The sequence below is a fragment of the Stutzerimonas chloritidismutans genome, assembly GCF_020783375.1.
Classification (GTDB): domain Bacteria; phylum Pseudomonadota; class Gammaproteobacteria; order Pseudomonadales; family Pseudomonadaceae; genus Stutzerimonas; species Stutzerimonas kunmingensis.
The window spans coordinates 2992884-3008667 of the sequence record NZ_CP086067.1 but is presented as its reverse complement, the minus strand read 5'-3'; the positions used below and the strand labels follow the sequence as shown (position 1 = coordinate 3008667).

The window sequence follows — 15784 nt, the reverse complement described above, 5'->3', positions numbered from 1 at the left end:
GGGAAACGACATGCCATTCTGGATCGAAGTGCTGGTAAGCGTGTTCCTTATTATCGGCAGCCTGTTCGCGCTGATCGGTGCGATCGGCCTCTACCGGCTGCCGGATTTCTACACGCGCCTGCATGGCCCGACCAAGGCGACGACGCTGGGTGTTGGCGGTATCGTGATCGCGTCGATGATCTTCTTCAGCAGCCAGAACGATGGCTTGAGCCTGCACGAGCTGCTGATCACGCTGTTTCTCTTCCTCACTGCGCCGGTCAGTGCGCACATGCTGGCCAAGGCTGCAATGCAGCAGAAACTGCCAGCTGTCGAACAAACGCGGGGTCAGCCTTGGGATTGAGCCTGCCTCCTACCTGTCTTGCAGCGCCAGGTAGGTGAGCAGGCGAGGCCATTTCAGATCAGGATGCTGCTCGGTGAGGGTTGCTGTTCGTTCTCCTGCTGCAGCTCCTTGACGAGCGCCTGCTGCAGGCGCAGGCAGAACTGCGGGTCGGACAGCGGCTGGTTGTCTGCGTCGGTGACGAAGAATACGTCCTCCACGCGTTCGCCCAAGGTCGCGATCTTGGCGTTCTGCACCGATAGATCGAAATCGAGGAACAGCTGGCCCACACGCGCCAACAGGCCGGGCCGGTCCGGTGCAATGATTTCCAGAATGGTCTGCGGCCGCTGTGTGTCGTTGTGGATGGTGACCTGCGGCGGGAAGGCGAAGTGCTTGAGTTGCCGTGGGACACGGCGCTGGATGATGGTCAGGTAGTCGTCCGGGTTGCGCAGGGCGGCGATCAGGCCGCTGCGAATCTCCTCGATCCGCTTCGGATTATTGCCGATCGGGCTGCCGTCGGCGTCCAGCACGATGTAGGTGTCCAGCGTGAACTGGCTGCTCGACGTCAGAATGCGTGCGTCATGGATGTTCAGGTTGAGCTGATCCATGGCCGCCACGGTTACCGCGAAGAAGTCATGCTGGTCTGGCGCGTAGATGAATATTTGCGTGCCTCCCTCAAACTCCCGCTGCGTGGTTTCCTTGATCAGCACCAGCGGCCCACCGTTGGCCGGGTGCTCGATGATCGCGTCGGTATGCCAGGCCACATCGGTGGCGGTGTGCCGGAGGAAATAGTCGTCGCCCAGCTGTGACCAGAGCTGCTCGGCGTCATCCGGATCGGTGCCCTGGCGCACCAGGTCATCGAGCGCAGCGCGTTGGGTCTGGCGGATTTGCTCTTCGCGCCCCAGCGGGTTTTCCAGCCCGCGTTTCAAGGCCCGCTTTGTTTCGGTATAGAGCTGACGCAGCAGGCTCGCGCGCCAGGAATTCCACAGGGTCGGGTTGGTGGCGTTGATGTCGGCCACGGTCAGGACGTAGAGATAGTCCAAGTGCGTCTCGTCGCCGACCAGTTGGGCGAAATCATTGATCACCTGCGGATCGGACAGATCCTTGCGCTGCGCTGTGGTGGACATGACCAGATGGTTTTCCACCAGCCAGACCACCAGTCGGGTATCCCACGCCGGCAGCTTGTGACGACTGCAGAATTGCTCGGCATCCACCGCGCCGAGTTCCGAATGGTCGCCGCCACGGCCCTTGGCAATGTCGTGATAGAGCCCGGCAATGTAGATCAGCTCTGGTTTGGGCAGCCTTTCGACCAGCTTGCTGGCCAGCGGATATTTCTCGGCGACGCCCGGCTTGGTCAGCTTGCGCAGGTACTTGATGACATTGAGCGTGTGCGCGTCGACGGTGTAGATGTGGAACAGGTCGTGCTGCATTTGCCCGACGATGTGGCCGAACTCCGGCAGATAGCGGCCCAGGATGCCGTAGCGGTTCATTCGGCGAAGGTTGCGGTGAATACCTTCCTTGCACTTGAACAGCTCGATGAACAGGCTGGTGTTGCGCAGATCCTGGCGGAAGATGTCATCGATCAGGTAGCGGTGATCGCGGAGCAGGCGAATGGTGTCCGAGCGAACGCCCTGGATGTCGGGATGCTGGGCGAGCAGCACGAAGGTTTCCAGGATCGCGAAAGGGGTGCGTTTGAAGATAGCTGCGTTGCTCACCTCAAGGTAGCCGTCGCGTACCTGAAATCGGCTGTTTAGCGGCACGATCGGGCCTGACTCGCCTTCCCAGAGAATCACTTCGGCGAAGTGCTGACCGACAAGATCGCTGAGTTCGGCAATGCTCATGACGATCCGGTAGTACTTCTGCATGAAGCGTTCGATGGCCAGCTTGGCATCATTGTCTTCATAGCCCAGCAGCGCGGCCAAACTGCGCTGATGGTCAAACAGCAGGCGATCCTCGGCGCGACCGGCAAGCATGTGCAGGCCGTAGCGCACCTTCCAGAGAAACTCCTGGGCGGCGGTCAGCAGGCTGTGTTCACCCTCGGTAAGAAAGCCCTGATCGACCATCGCCTGCAGATTGAGCGTGCCGAACTCGCGACGGGCGATCCAGAGGATGGTCTGGATGTCGCGCAGGCCGCCGGGAGAGCCTTTTACATTGGGCTCCAGGTTGTACTCGGTGTTGTTGTACTTGGCATGTCGTGCGCGCTGCTCGTTGCGCTTGGCGAGGAAGAATTCCTTGCTAGGCCACATCTGTTGGGTGCTGGTGACCCGCAGCATCGCTTGGCGCAGGCGCTCCGGGCCGGCGATCGTCCGGCTTTCCATGAGGTTGGTGATGACCGTGAGGTCGGCGCGCGCTTCGTCGGCGCATTCGGCAACGGAGCGCACGGCCTGCCCGACTTCCAGGCCGATATCCCAGAGCAGGGTCAGAAAGCCCTCGATCGAGTCGCGAAAGATTTCCTGGTCGTTGGCGTCGAGCAGAATGAGCAGGTCGATATCGGAGTAGGGGTGCAGTTCACCTCGGCCGTAGCCACCCACGGCGACGAGCGCGATATCTGCGCCATTGTTCCAGTCGAAGCGATCCCAGGCCGAGCGCAGAATCTGATCGACGAACCAGGCGCGATCCTGAATCAGGCGACGGATGTCCCGCCCTGCCTTGAACCGCTCGTCCAGTACCTGCCGCGCCTGGCGTATGGCCTTCTTGTACGCAGCGATGGGGCTGGCCTTCAGAGCCAGCTCCGCCTGAAACTGGCTGCGGTCAAACAGCTCCGGGTCAACCTGGGGCATGCGAACGTCCTCCCGTGGGGGCTGCGGCTGTGAAATCTCAGGCAGAGGTGCGAGCGATGGTGTCGTCGCTGCGCAGAGTGAAGATTTCGTAGCCGTCAGCGGTCACCAGGATGGTGTGTTCCCATTGCGCCGACAGCTTGCGATCCTTGGTGATCGCGGTCCAGCCATCGCCAAGCAGGCGGGTTTCCGAGCGACCCTGGTTGATCATCGGCTCGATGGTGAAGGTCATGCCTTCCTTGAGCTCCATGCCGGTGCCGGCACGGCCGTAATGCAGAACCTGCGGCTCCTCATGGAAGACCTTGCCGATGCCATGGCCACAGTATTCGCGGACCACGGAGAACCCATTCTTCTCGGCATGTTTCTGGATGACTTCACCGATGTCCCCGAGTCGTGCGCCCGGGCGAACCAGCTCGATGCCTTTATAGAGGCATTCCTGAGTGACCTGGCAGAGGCGATCGGCCCACTCGGGCACCTTGCCGACCATGAACATCTTGCTGGTGTCGCCGTGATAGCCGTCCTTGATCACAGTGATATCGATGTTGAGGATGTCGCCGTCTTTCAGCGGCTTGTCGTTCGGGATGCCGTGGCAGACAACGTGGTTGATCGAGGTGCAGATCGATTTGGGAAAGCCCTTGTAGTTCAGCGGAGCGGGAATGGCCTGCTGAACGTTGACGATATGCTCGTGGCAAAGGCGGTCGAGTTCCTCGGTGGTGACGCCTGGCTTGACGTGCTCGCCGATCATCTCGAGAACTTCGGCGGCGAGGCGCCCGGCAATGCGCATCTTCTCGATATCTTCGGGCGTCTTGATGGTGACAGTCATGCAAACCTCTTGTATGCCCGCAGGCGAAGGCAATAACGGAAAGTCGCGATGATAAACCAAAGCGCCTGCGGCCTGCAGGTCAGGGCTGATTGCACCGCTGAGCCTGTTGTAGAGAGTTCAAAGCAGTAGCCTCTCGATGGTCGTTGTGCTATAAAACGCGCCGCTCAGCGGGGTAGACCCCGTCGAGCCTAACCCCACACACGTGTCGACACGGTATCCTGGGTGCTCGCAAGAGTTGGATATCGGGACGCGTGGAGGCCTAACCCGACTTATTCGAGGACTGATCATGTCTCAAGTCACTATGCGCGATATGCTGAAGGCCGGTGTGCACTTCGGCCACCAGACCCGTTACTGGAATCCGAAAATGGATAAATACATTTTCGGCGCGCGCAACAAGATCCATATCATCAACCTGGAAAAAACCCTGCCGATGTTCAACGACGCGCTGCGTTTTGTTGAGAAGCTGGCTGCAGGCAAGAACAAGATTCTGTTCGTTGGCACCAAGCGTTCCGCCGGCAAGATCGTTCGCGAAGAAGCTGCTCGTTGTGGCTCGCCGTACGTCGATCATCGCTGGTTGGGTGGCATGCTGACCAACTACAAGACCATCCGTGCCTCCATCAAGCGTCTGCGTGAGCTGGAAGGGCAGTCCCAGGACGGTACTTTCGAGAAGCTGACCAAGAAAGAAGCTCTGATGCGCACCCGTGATCTCGAGAAGCTCGAGCGCAGCCTGGGTGGTATCAAGGATATGGGCGGCCTGCCGGACGCCATGTTCGTCGTCGACGTCGATCACGAGCGCATCGCTATCTCCGAAGCCAACAAGCTGGGTATCCCGGTCATCGGCATCGTCGATACCAACAGCAGCCCGGAAGGCGTTGACTACATCATTCCCGGTAATGATGACGCCATCCGTGCCGTGCAACTCTACCTCGGCTCCATGGCTGACGCTGTTCTGCGCGGTCGCCAGAACGGTGCCGGTGGCGCTGACGAGTTCGTCGAGGAAGTTGCTTCCGAAGCGGCTCAGGGCTGAGTGCGGCGCACTGCAGCGTGACACCCGATGAACAAAAAGGGGGCTAGGCCCCCTTTTTGTCTCTTGCGAATTGATCACCCGTGTATTGGGTGAGTGGTTTAGAAACCAAATCGAGAGGATTCCCAACATGGCAGAAATCACTGCAGCCTTGGTCAAAGAACTGCGCGAGCGTACCGGTCAGGGCATGATGGAGTGCAAGAAGGCTCTGGTCGCCGCTGGTGGTGACATCGAAAAGGCGATTGACGACATGCGTGCCTCGGGCGCCATCAAGGCCGCCAAGAAGTCGGGCAACATCGCTGCCGAGGGCTCGATCGCCGTTCGCGTCGAGGGTGGCCGTGGTCTGATCATCGAAGTCAACTCGCAGACTGACTTCCTGGCTCTGCAGGATGACTTCAAGGCGTTCGTCAAGGAAAGCCTGGACGAGGCCTTCGAGCAGAAGCTGGCCGATGTGGCCCCGCTGATCGCTTCTCGTGAATCCGCGCGCGAGGCGCTGGTTGCCAAGTGCGGCGAGAACGTCAACATCCGTCGCCTGACCGCAGTGGAAGGTGAAGTGGTTGGTGCTTATCTGCACGGTCACCGCATCGGTGTGCTGGTCACCCTGAAGGGTGGCGATGCCGAGCTGGCCAAGGATATCGCCATGCACGTGGCTGCCAGCAATCCTGCGGTTCTGAGCCCGGCTGATGTTTCCGAAGAGCTGGTTGCCAAGGAAAAGGAAATCTTCCTGCAGCTCAATGCCGACAAGATCGCCGGCAAGCCGGAAAACATCGTCGAGAACATGGTCAAGGGCCGTATCAACAAGTTCCTGGCCGAAGCCAGCCTGGTTGAGCAGGCGTTCGTCAAGAACCCGGAAATCAAGGTTGGTGAGCTGGCCAAGAAAGCTGGTGCCGAAATCGTATCCTTTGTTCGCTACGAAGTAGGCGAGGGTATCGAGAAGGCCGAAGTCGACTTTGCTGCCGAAGTTGCTGCTCAGGTCGCTGCGACCAAGAAATAAGGCCGCTTCGGTGGTTCTGGCAAAGAGGCTGCCCGCTCACGCGCGCGGCCTCTTTGTCGAATTGGGCAGCGGAATTGTTTTTTTGTCACGATATAGTCATCGCCTGGCACCAACCCCGGGTTGAGCTGTCAAAGCGCAGATATTTTTTGGTCTGAGTCATTCAGACTTGATCACAGCACGCCGCAGGAGATAACACGCCAATGGCTCAGCAGATGAGTGCACGCAATCCTCGCTATAAACGCATTCTGCTCAAATTGAGCGGCGAGGCCCTGATGGGCTCCGAAGACTTTGGCATAGATCCCAAGGTCCTTGACCGTATGGCTCTGGAAGTCGGCCAGTTGGTGGGCATCGGCGTCGAGGTCGGACTGGTCATCGGTGGTGGCAACCTCTTTCGTGGTGCTGCGCTCTCGGCGGCCGGTATGGACCGCGTCACCGGCGACCATATGGGTATGCTGGCCACTGTGATGAACGCGCTGGCCATGCGCGACGCGCTTGAGCGTTCGAACATCCCGGCGCTGGTCATGTCTGCCATTTCCATGGTCGGCGTGACTGATCACTATGACCGTCGCAAGGCGATGCGTCATTTGAAGACCGGCGAGGTGGTTATTTTCTCCGCCGGTACCGGCAACCCATTCTTCACCACCGACTCGGCCGCCTGTCTGCGTGCGATCGAGATCCAGGCGGATGTCGTGCTCAAGGCCACCAAGGTCGATGGTGTTTACACCGCAGATCCGTTCAAGGATCCGAATGCGGAGAAATTTGCCGAGCTCACGTACGACGAAGTGCTGGATCGCAAGCTTGGCGTGATGGATCTGACAGCCATCTGTCTGTGCCGTGACCACAACATGCCGCTGCGGGTCTTCAACATGAACAAGCCCGGCGCCCTGCTCAACATCGTGCTAGGTGGCGCTGAAGGAACCCTGATCGAGGAATCGAAAGAATGATCAACGAGATCAAGCAAGACGCGCAGGAGCGCATGAAGAAAACCCTGGAATCGCTGGACCATGCATTCGCCAAGATCCGTACCGGCCGTGCGCATCCCAGTATTCTCGATAGCGTTATGGTCTCCTATTACGGTTCCGACACTCCGCTGCGTCAGGTTGCCAACGTAATCGCCGAAGACTCCCGCACTCTGGCATTGACAGTGTTCGACAAGAGCATGATCCAGGCGGTAGAGAAGGCGATCATGACCTCGGACCTGGGTCTGAATCCGGCCACCGCTGGCACCACGATTCGTGTGCCGATGCCCGCGCTGACCGAAGAGACCCGCAAGGGCTACACCAAGCAGGCCCGCGCAGAGGCCGAGAACGCCCGAGTCGCAGTGCGCAACATCCGCCGTGATGCGATCGCGCAGCTGAAGGACCTGGTCAAGGAAAAGGAAATCAGTGAGGACGAGGAACGTCGTGGCCAGGATGACGTCCAGAAGCTAACCGACAAGTACGTTGCCGAGATCGACAAGGCCCTCGAAGCCAAAGAAGGCGACCTGATGGCCGTATAAGGCCGGCATCGAATCGCTGCTGTCGTGTCCTGAATCGGGGGGCCGGTTCGTGATGCGACAGTGCAGATGCCCCAGAGCTGTTGCTTGCAGCTTTTTCTTTTGGTTCGCAGCGTGTTTTAGCGCAAGTAGAGTTGTTCATGGAAAAGGTCAGGCAGATCGCCGGGCGGAATGTACCCCGTCACGTGGCGATCATCATGGATGGCAACAATCGCTGGGCGAAGAGGCGTTTGCTGCCCGGTGTGGCCGGGCATAAAGCCGGTGTCGACGCGGTTCGCGCCGTGATTGAGGTCTGCGCCGATTCCGGCGTCGAGGTGCTGACACTGTTTGCGTTCTCCAGCGAGAACTGGCAGCGCCCGGCAGATGAAGTCGGGGCGCTGATGGAACTGTTCCTGTCGGCGTTGCGGCGTGAGGCGCGCAAGCTCGATGAGAACGGCATTCGCCTGCGCATCATCGGGGATCGTGCCCGTTTCCATCCCGAATTGCAGGCCGCGATGCTGGAGGTGGAAGAGATGACTTCCGCCAATCATCGTTTCGTCCTCCAGGTTGCCGCCAATTACGGTGGGCAGTGGGACATTCTTCAGGCGGCTCAGCACTTGGCTGCCGAGGCGCAGTCCGGGCGTCTGAATCCGGCGGAAATTACGCCTGCTCTGTTTCAGAGCTATCTGGCGACCGGCGACATGCCGTTGCCCGATCTGTGCATTCGCACCGGCGGTGAGCGGCGCATCAGCAATTTCCTGCTTTGGCAGCTCGCCTATGCGGAACTGTATTTTTCCGATCTTTATTGGCCCGACTTCAAGCACGTTGCCATGCGCAAGGCGCTCGCCGATTTCGCCACTCGACAGCGGCGATTTGGCAAAACGGGCGAACAGGTCGAAAGCGAGGTCAAGGCCGAATGCTGAAGCAGCGCATCATCACCGCCGCCATCCTTCTGCCCGTCGCGATCATTGGGTTCTTTCTCCTTCATGGGCTCGCTTTCGCCATCTTCATTGGGCTGGTCGTTGCGCTAGGTGCCTGGGAATGGGCCCGGTTGGCTGGATTCGCGGGCCAGCCGGTGAGAGTCGCTTATGCGGCGCTGGTCGTGGTGCTGCTTGCCGTGCTGTATCAACTTCCGGCACTGGCCCCCTGGCTGTTGGCGCTCGCCGTGCTCTGGTGGCTGGCAGCAACCTATCTGGTGTTGACCTATCCGCAGAGCAGTCGTCTCTGGGGTGGCTCCGCTGGCAGTCTGGTGATCGGTCTGGCGATTCTGCTTCCGTCGTGGCAGGCGCTGGTCGTGCTCAAGCAATGGCCATTGGGTAACTGGTTGATCCTTGCCGTGATGATTCTGGTCTGGGCTGCGGATATCGGGGCGTATTTCTCCGGCAGGACGTTCGGCAAGCGCAAGCTTGCACCGCAGGTCAGTCCTGGCAAGAGCTGGGAGGGGCTGATAGGTGGCCTGTTGACCAGTCTGCTGATCACGCTGGCGGTTGGCATTTACCGCGGCTGGTCGGTGCGAGAGCTGGTGCTAGCGCTGCTGGGTGCGGCGGTGGTGGTGTTGATCTCGGTGATCGGTGACCTCACCGAGAGCATGTTCAAGCGTAGCTCGGGCATCAAGGACAGCAGTCAGCTGCTGCCCGGGCACGGCGGTGTAATGGATCGCATAGACAGTCTTACCGCGGCCATTCCGATCTTTGCGGTGCTTCTTTGGCTTGCTGGCTGGGGCGTGCTGTGACGCGACCTCTACAGATAACCGTGCTGGGGGCGACCGGTTCGATCGGACTTAGCACATTGGATGTCATCGCTCGTCATCCCGATCGCTATAGCGTATTTGCGCTGACCGGCTTCAGCCGGCTCGCCGACCTGCGTTCGCTCTGCCTCAAGCATCGTCCGAGCTACGCAGTGGTCGGTGATGAAGAGCAAGCCGGCGTGCTGCAGGGGCAGTTGCAGTCCGATGGCGTTGCCACTCGAGTGCTGAGCGGCGAGGGCGGTCTGAGCGAGGTGGCGGGCCATCCCGAGGTCGATGTCGTGATGGCTGCAATCGTCGGTGCCGCTGGGCTGAAGCCGACTCTCGCCGCCGTGCAGGCAGGCAAGCGAGTGTTGCTGGCGAACAAGGAAGCGCTGGTAATGTCCGGCGCGTTGTTCATGCAGGCACTGCACGATAGCGATGCGGTGTTGCTGCCGATCGATAGCGAACACAACGCGATTTTTCAATGCTTGCCATCCGATTATGCCCGTGGGCTTGGTGCTGTCGGTGTGCGGCGGATATTGCTCACCGCTTCTGGCGGGCCGTTTCGAGATATTGCGCCGCAGCATCTGGCGGATGTATCGCCGGAGCAGGCCTGTGCGCATCCCAACTGGTCGATGGGGCGCAAGATTTCCGTGGATTCGGCCAGCATGATGAACAAGGGGCTTGAGCTGATCGAGGCCTGTTGGTTGTTCAGCGCGCGACCAGATCAGGTCGAGGTGGTGATTCACCCGCAAAGCGTTATCCACTCTATGGTGGACTACGTGGATGGTTCGGTGCTCGCGCAACTCGGCAATCCCGATATGCGTACGCCGATTGCGCATGCGCTGGCATGGCCGGAGCGAATCGATTCCGGTGTGTCTGCGCTGGATCTGTTGCAGGTTGGGCGACTGGATTTCCAGGCGCCGGACAACCTGCGCTTCCCTTGTCTGCGGCTTGCTCGCCTGGCCGCGGAGACCGGTGGTACGGCGCCGGCGATGCTCAATGCCGCGAACGAAGTGGCGGTTGACGCCTTTCTCAATCGACGCATCCGCTTCACCGAGATCGCGAGTATCATCGACGACGTGTTGAATCGAGAGGCATCGGTTCCGACTGTCTGCCTTGAAGATGTACTGGCAGCTGACAACCAGGCTCGTGAAACTGCCGACCACTGGTTGAGCTGCCGCGGGCGATAGGGTCTGCCGGCCTCGCGGCTTGCAGCGAAACGTCAACAGACCCACTCCCGGAGGAAAATATGGGCGCGCTCTACATGATCATCGGTACCCTCGTTGCGCTCGGGGTGTTGGTGACCTTTCACGAATTCGGTCATTTCTGGGTTGCCCGTCGCTGTGGCGTGAAGGTGCTGCGATTCTCCGTTGGCTTCGGTAGTCCGCTGCTTCGCTGGCATGACCGGCAGGGCACCGAGTTCGTCATCGCTGCGATACCGCTTGGCGGTTACGTCAAGATGCTCGACGAACGTGAGGGCGACGTGCCTCCCGCTTTGCTCGACAGTGCATTCAATCGCAAGAGCGTCCGCCAGCGCTTCGCTATCGTATCCGCCGGGCCGTTGGCCAATTTCCTGTTAGCTATGGTGTTCTTCTGGCTGCTGGCGATGCTTGGCAGCGAACAGGTGCGGCCTGTTGTCGGTGCTGTCGCGCCAGGCAGTCTCGCTGCTCAGGCGGGGATGGCGGTCGATCAGGAGATCGTTGCGGTCAATGGCAAGCCAGTCAGTGGCTGGTCCGACGTCAATCTACAGTTGGTACGGCGCCTGGGCGAGAGCGGTCAGCTCGATATGACGGTGCGAGAGCTTGGCGGTTCTGGCGAGCAGCACTTGCAGATCCCGTTGCAAAATTGGCTGAAAGGCGTGGAGGAGCCGGACCCGATCACCTCGCTCGGAATCAGACCCTGGCGCCCTCAGATTGTCCCAGTGGTCGCTCAGTTGGATCCTGAAGGCCCGGCCCAGGCCGCAGGTATTCGTCTCGGCGACCGCCTGTTGAGTATGGATCAGCAGCCACTGGACGATTGGCAGCAGGTGATCGACGCAGTCAAGGTACTGCCCGGTGAGCCGGTATCGCTGCAGGTGGAGCGCGCCGGTGAGCGAATCGATGTGTCGTTGACGCTGGCCGCGCGTGGCGAAGGCGATGCGCGCCGCGGTTATCTGGGGGCGGGTGTCGAAGGTGGTGAATGGCCAGCGGAAATGCTGCGCGAAGTCAGCTTCGGGCCTCTTGAAGCGGTGGTCGAAGGCGTAAGGCGCACCTGGACCATGAGCCTGCTGACCCTCGATTCGCTGAAGAAAATGCTCTTCGGGGAGCTCTCGGTAAAAAACTTGAGCGGTCCGATAACCATTGCTAAAGTGGCGGGCGCTTCTGCCCAGTCGGGGCTGGGGGATTTCCTCAATTTCCTCGCCTATCTGAGCATTAGTCTGGGGGTTCTCAATCTATTGCCTATCCCGGTGCTCGATGGCGGCCATCTGCTCTTCTATCTCGTCGAGTGGGTCCGCGGACGTCCTCTGTCGGAGCGGGTACAGGGATGGGGAGTACAGATCGGCATCAGCCTGGTGGTTGGGGTGATGCTGCTTGCACTGGTCAATGACCTTGGCCGTCTGTAATGCCGAATCCGTAGTGTCGCCATGCCGAATCGCCGGTTCATTTATCAGGTTTGAATAAGAAAGGACTTCATGAAACGTCTGCTGCTACCTGCGGTTATCTCCGCATTGATGATCGCCGAAGTTCACGCTGAGTCCTTCACTATTTCCGATATCCGGGTCAATGGCCTGCAGCGGGTTTCCGCCGGCAGCGTATTCGGCGCTCTGCCTTTGAACGTGGGTGAGCCTGCCGATGACAATCGCCTCGTCGATGCCACTCGTGCGCTCTTTCGAACCGGTTTCTTTCAGGATATTCAGCTGGGGCGGGATGGCGATGTGCTGGTCATCAGCGTAGTCGAGCGACCATCCATTTCCGGCATCGAGATCGAAGGCAACAAGGCGATCAAGACCGAAGATCTGCTGTCAGGTTTGCAGCAGTCCGGTCTGGCCGAAGGGGAAATCTTTCAGCAGGCCACGCTCGAGGGTGTACGTAATGAACTGCAGCGCCAGTACGTTGCCCAGGGGCGCTATTCGGCGACCATCGAAACCGAGGTCATTTCGCAGCCGCGTAATCGGGTGGCGTTGAAGATCAAGATCAACGAAGGCTCGGTGGCGGCGATCAAGCACGTCAATATCGTGGGCAATTCTGTCTTCGCGGACGAAGATCTGGTGGATCTGTTCGAGCTGAAGACCACAAACTGGCTGTCGTTCTTCCGCAACGACGACAAGTACGCGCGTGAAAAGCTCTCCGGTGACCTGGAACGCCTGCGCTCGTATTACCTGGATCGCGGTTACATCAACATGGATATCACCTCGACCCAGGTATCCATAACGCCAGACAAGAAGCACGTCTATGTCACCGTGAACATCGACGAAGGCGAGCGCTATACCGTGCGCGACGTCAAGCTGAGCGGTGATCTCAAGGTTCCGCAGGAAGAGATCGAGGCGCTGTTGCTGGCAAAAGAAGGTCAGGTGTTCTCGCGCAAGGTGATGACTACCACCTCCGAGCTGATTACCCGGCGCTTGGGTAACGAAGGCTATACCTTTGCCAACGTCAACGGTGTTCCTGAAGCTCACGACGAAGACAATACGGTGTCGATCACGTTCGTCGTCGATCCGGGTAAGCGTGCGTACGTCAATCGCGTCAATTTCCGCGGGAATACCAAGACCGAAGATGAAGTGCTGCGTCGCGAGATGCGCCAGATGGAAGGTGGTTGGGCGTCGACCTATTTGATCGACCAATCCAAGACTCGTCTCGAGCGCCTGGGCTTCTTCAAGGAAGTGAACGTAGAAACGCCGCAGGTTCCAGGTACGGATGATCAGATCGACGTCAACTACAGCGTCGAGGAGCAACCGTCCGGTTCGATTATGGCCAGCATCGGTTTTGCGCAGAACGCAGGCCTGATTCTGGGTGGCTCCATCAGCCAGAACAACTTCCTCGGTACCGGTAACCGGGTCTCCCTGGGCTTGACTCGCAGCGAATACCAGACGCGCTATAACTTTGGCTTCGTCGATCCCTACTGGACCGAGGACGGCGTCAGCCTGGGGTATAACGCCTTCTATCGCACCACCGATTACGACGAGCTCGATTACGACGTTTCCAGTTATTCGGTGGATAGCCTTGGTGGTGGCATCAACATCGGCTACCCGATCAGCGAGACGTCTCGACTGTCGTTCGGTCTCACTATGCAGCAGGATGAATTGGATACCGGCCGCTATACCGTGGACGAGATCTTCAAGTTCATGGAAGAAGAGGGCGACAGCTTCCTCAACTTCAAGGCATCTGCAGGTTGGTCCGAGTCGACCCTCAATCGCGGCGTGCTCGCCACTCGCGGCCATTCGCAGAGCCTGGTGTTCGAAAGTACTATTCCGGGTAGCGACCTGTCTTTCTACAAACTCGACTACAACGGCCAGCTGTTCGTACCGATGAGCAAGGATTACACCCTGCGCATGCATACGCGCCTGGGTTACGGGGACGCCTATGGCTCGACCTCGAGCCTGCCGTTCTACGAGCATTACTATGCCGGCGGCTTCAATTCGGTACGCGGCTTCGAGGATAGCAGCCTCGGCCCTCGTAGCACGCCGAGTGACGGGTCGCGCCCAGGCACCATCGCCGACCCGGATCAGGATCCTCTGCCGTTCGGTGGTAACGTACTCATCCAGGGGGGCTTGGAAGTGCTGTTCCCCATGCCGTTCGTCAAGGATCAGCGCTCGCTGCGTACCTCGGTGTTCTGGGACGTAGGTAATGTGTACAACACCAATTGCCCAACAGAGTCGAGTAATTGCAGCGATATCGACTTCGGCGATATGGCCAGCTCGGTGGGTGTCGGTCTGACCTGGATTACCGCAATGGGCCCGCTGAGCTTCAGTCTGGCTATGCCGGTGGTCAAGCCGGACGAGGCCGATACTCAGGTATTCCAGTTCTCGCTGGGACAAACGTTCTAACATTGCGGCGTGATGCCTCAGTGCTTTCTTTCAGGAGTGGTGTTTACCGTGCGTAAGTTGACTCAACTGTTTCTCGTCGTTGCCGCGCTGGTAGCGACCCCAGCATTTGCCGAAATGAAGATCGCCGTCATGAACTATCAGATGGCGCTGCTTGAGTCGGATGCGGCCAAACGTTACGCGGTCGACGCGGAGAAGAAGTTCGGCCCCCAACTGAGCAAGCTGAAAACCCTCGAAAGCGACGCCAAGCGTATTCAGGATCGCCTGGTAAAGGACGGCGACAAGATGCAGCAGGCCGAGCGTGAACGTCTGGAGCTCGAATTCAAGCAAAAGGCCCGTGACTTCCAGTTCCAGTCCAAGGAATTGAACGAGGCAAAGGCTGTGGCGGATCGGGACATGCTCAAGCAGCTCAAGCCGAAGCTTGATCAGGCTGTCGAAGAAGTCATCAAGAAGGGCAACTACGACCTGGTGTTCGAGCGTGGTGCCGTGGTGGATGTCAAACCGCAGTTCGATATCACCCGCCAGGTCATCGAGCGCATGAATCAGCTGCGCTGATATGGCAGGCGCAGTCTATACACTCGGCCAGCTGGCCGAGGAACTGGGTGGCACCCTGCGCGGCGATGCTGACCAGACGATTAGCGGGCTCGCTACCCTGCAGGAGGCGGGCCCGGCGCATTTGAGCTTCCTTGCCAATGCTCAGTATCGCAAGTACCTGTCGACCACCCAGGCCGCCGCGGTGTTGTTGGCTCCCGCTGATGCCGAAGGCTACGAAGGCGCGGCAATTGTGGTTAGCGACCCCTATCTGGCTTATGCGCGCGCGTCGCACCTGTTCGAGACTCGACCGGTAGCGAATAGCGGCATTCACCCGACGGCGGTGGTCGCTGCCGATGCTTATGTAGATTCGTCGGCCAGCATTGGTCCCTATGTGGTGATCGAGTCCGGCGCAACCATCGAGGCGGATGTGGTGATCGGTGCGCAGTCATTCGTCGGCGCCCGTAGCCGAATCGGCGCTGGCGGGCGACTCGCACCGCGAGTCACGCTTTATCACGACGTGCAGATCGGTAAGCGCGTGGTGATCCAGTCCGGTGCCGTGATCGGTGGTGAGGGGTTCGGCTTCGCCAAGGAAAAAGGTGCCTGGCAGAAGATCGCTCAAATCGGCGGTGTGCGTATCGGGGATGATGTGGAGATTGGCTCGAATACCACCATCGACCGCGGCGCCCTTTCCGATACGCTGATTGGCAACGGCGTGAAGCTAGATAATCAGATCATGATCGCGCACAACGTGCAGATTGGTGACAACACGGCGATGGCTGGCTGTGCCGGCATCTCCGGTAGCACCAAGATCGGACGCAATTGCATGATCGCCGGTGGCGTCGGCATGGTTGGGCACATCGAAGTGTGCGACAACGTGTTCGTGACGGGTATGACGATGGTCACGCGCTCGATCACGGAACCCGGAAGCTACTCCTCGGGCACGGCGATGCAGAATGCTGCCGATTGGAGAAAGAGTGCGGCGCGTATTCGTCAGTTGGATGACATGGCTCGCCGGCTGCAACAGCTGGAGAAAAGCCTGGCTACCGTGACTCAGGGTCAGAATCCGGCTTCTGATGCCTGAGCTTACCGTCTG

The 15784-nt window shown here is 59.4% G+C and carries 14 protein-coding genes; 12 read left to right on the top strand and 2 right to left on the bottom strand.

Translation table 11 applies throughout. The features are described from left to right. Window positions 1–10: 10 nt before the first annotated feature. Window positions 11–340 (top strand): Na+/H+ antiporter subunit G, encoded by a 330-nt coding sequence (locus LLJ08_RS13890; RefSeq protein ID WP_003299378.1) that lies wholly within the window; start codon window positions 11–13, stop codon window positions 338–340. Window positions 341–393: 53 nt separating this feature from the next. Here LLJ08_RS13890 and LLJ08_RS13885 read toward each other — a convergent pair whose 3' ends face one another. Beyond that, window positions 394–3096 (bottom strand): [protein-PII] uridylyltransferase, encoded by a 2703-nt coding sequence (locus LLJ08_RS13885; RefSeq protein ID WP_023443743.1) that lies wholly within the window; start codon window positions 3094–3096, stop codon window positions 394–396. 37 nt (window positions 3097–3133) lie between these two features. Beyond that, entirely contained in the window at window positions 3134–3916 is a 783-nt protein-coding gene (map, locus tag LLJ08_RS13880; RefSeq protein WP_014819901.1) for a type I methionyl aminopeptidase, read from the bottom strand. Window positions 3917–4202: 286 nt separating this feature from the next. Between map and rpsB the strand changes: the two genes are divergently transcribed. From rpsB to lpxD, 11 genes are all read left to right on the top strand, one after another. After that, complete coding sequence (gene rpsB, locus LLJ08_RS13875; RefSeq protein ID WP_014819902.1) at window positions 4203–4943, top strand: 30S ribosomal protein S2; 741 nt, start codon at window positions 4203–4205, stop codon at window positions 4941–4943. Window positions 4944–5070: 127 nt separating this feature from the next. Beyond that, window positions 5071–5934 (top strand): translation elongation factor Ts, encoded by an 864-nt coding sequence (gene tsf / locus LLJ08_RS13870; RefSeq protein WP_042925668.1) that lies wholly within the window; start codon window positions 5071–5073, stop codon window positions 5932–5934. A gap of 200 nt (window positions 5935–6134) precedes the next feature. Further along, window positions 6135–6878: a UMP kinase gene (pyrH, locus tag LLJ08_RS13865; RefSeq protein ID WP_014819904.1), complete on the top strand. Its 744-nt coding sequence runs from the start codon at window positions 6135–6137 to the stop codon at window positions 6876–6878. Then, complete coding sequence (gene frr, locus LLJ08_RS13860) at window positions 6875–7432, top strand: ribosome recycling factor (RefSeq protein ID WP_014819905.1); 558 nt, start codon at window positions 6875–6877, stop codon at window positions 7430–7432. Before pyrH ends, frr begins: the two co-directional genes overlap by 4 nt. Before the next feature lie 137 nt (window positions 7433–7569). After that, window positions 7570–8331 carry a polyprenyl diphosphate synthase gene (uppS, locus tag LLJ08_RS13855; protein WP_014819906.1) on the top strand — a complete coding sequence of 254 codons (762 nt, stop codon included), beginning with the start codon at window positions 7570–7572 and terminating at the stop codon, window positions 8329–8331. After that, window positions 8325–9140: a phosphatidate cytidylyltransferase gene (locus tag LLJ08_RS13850; protein ID WP_228207288.1), complete on the top strand. Its 816-nt coding sequence runs from the start codon at window positions 8325–8327 to the stop codon at window positions 9138–9140. Before uppS ends, LLJ08_RS13850 begins: the two co-directional genes overlap by 7 nt. Further along, complete coding sequence (gene ispC / locus LLJ08_RS13845; protein WP_228207287.1) at window positions 9137–10327, top strand: 1-deoxy-D-xylulose-5-phosphate reductoisomerase; 1191 nt, start codon at window positions 9137–9139, stop codon at window positions 10325–10327. Before LLJ08_RS13850 ends, ispC begins: the two co-directional genes overlap by 4 nt. Window positions 10328–10386: 59 nt before the next feature. Then, entirely contained in the window at window positions 10387–11739 is a 1353-nt protein-coding gene (rseP, locus tag LLJ08_RS13840) for an RIP metalloprotease RseP (RefSeq protein ID WP_041013553.1), read from the top strand. Between the two features lie 69 nt (window positions 11740–11808). Then, the gene (bamA, locus tag LLJ08_RS13835; RefSeq protein WP_228207286.1) at window positions 11809–14160 is read left to right on the top strand and encodes an outer membrane protein assembly factor BamA; all 2352 of its coding nucleotides are present in this window, start codon (window positions 11809–11811) and stop codon (window positions 14158–14160) included. Between the two features lie 48 nt (window positions 14161–14208). After that, complete coding sequence (locus tag LLJ08_RS13830; protein WP_003295019.1) at window positions 14209–14712, top strand: OmpH/Skp family outer membrane protein; 504 nt, start codon at window positions 14209–14211, stop codon at window positions 14710–14712. A gap of 1 nt (window position 14713) precedes the next feature. Next, window positions 14714–15772: a UDP-3-O-(3-hydroxymyristoyl)glucosamine N-acyltransferase gene (lpxD, locus tag LLJ08_RS13825; protein WP_090518994.1), complete on the top strand. Its 1059-nt coding sequence runs from the start codon at window positions 14714–14716 to the stop codon at window positions 15770–15772. Window positions 15773–15784: the final 12 nt, after the last annotated feature.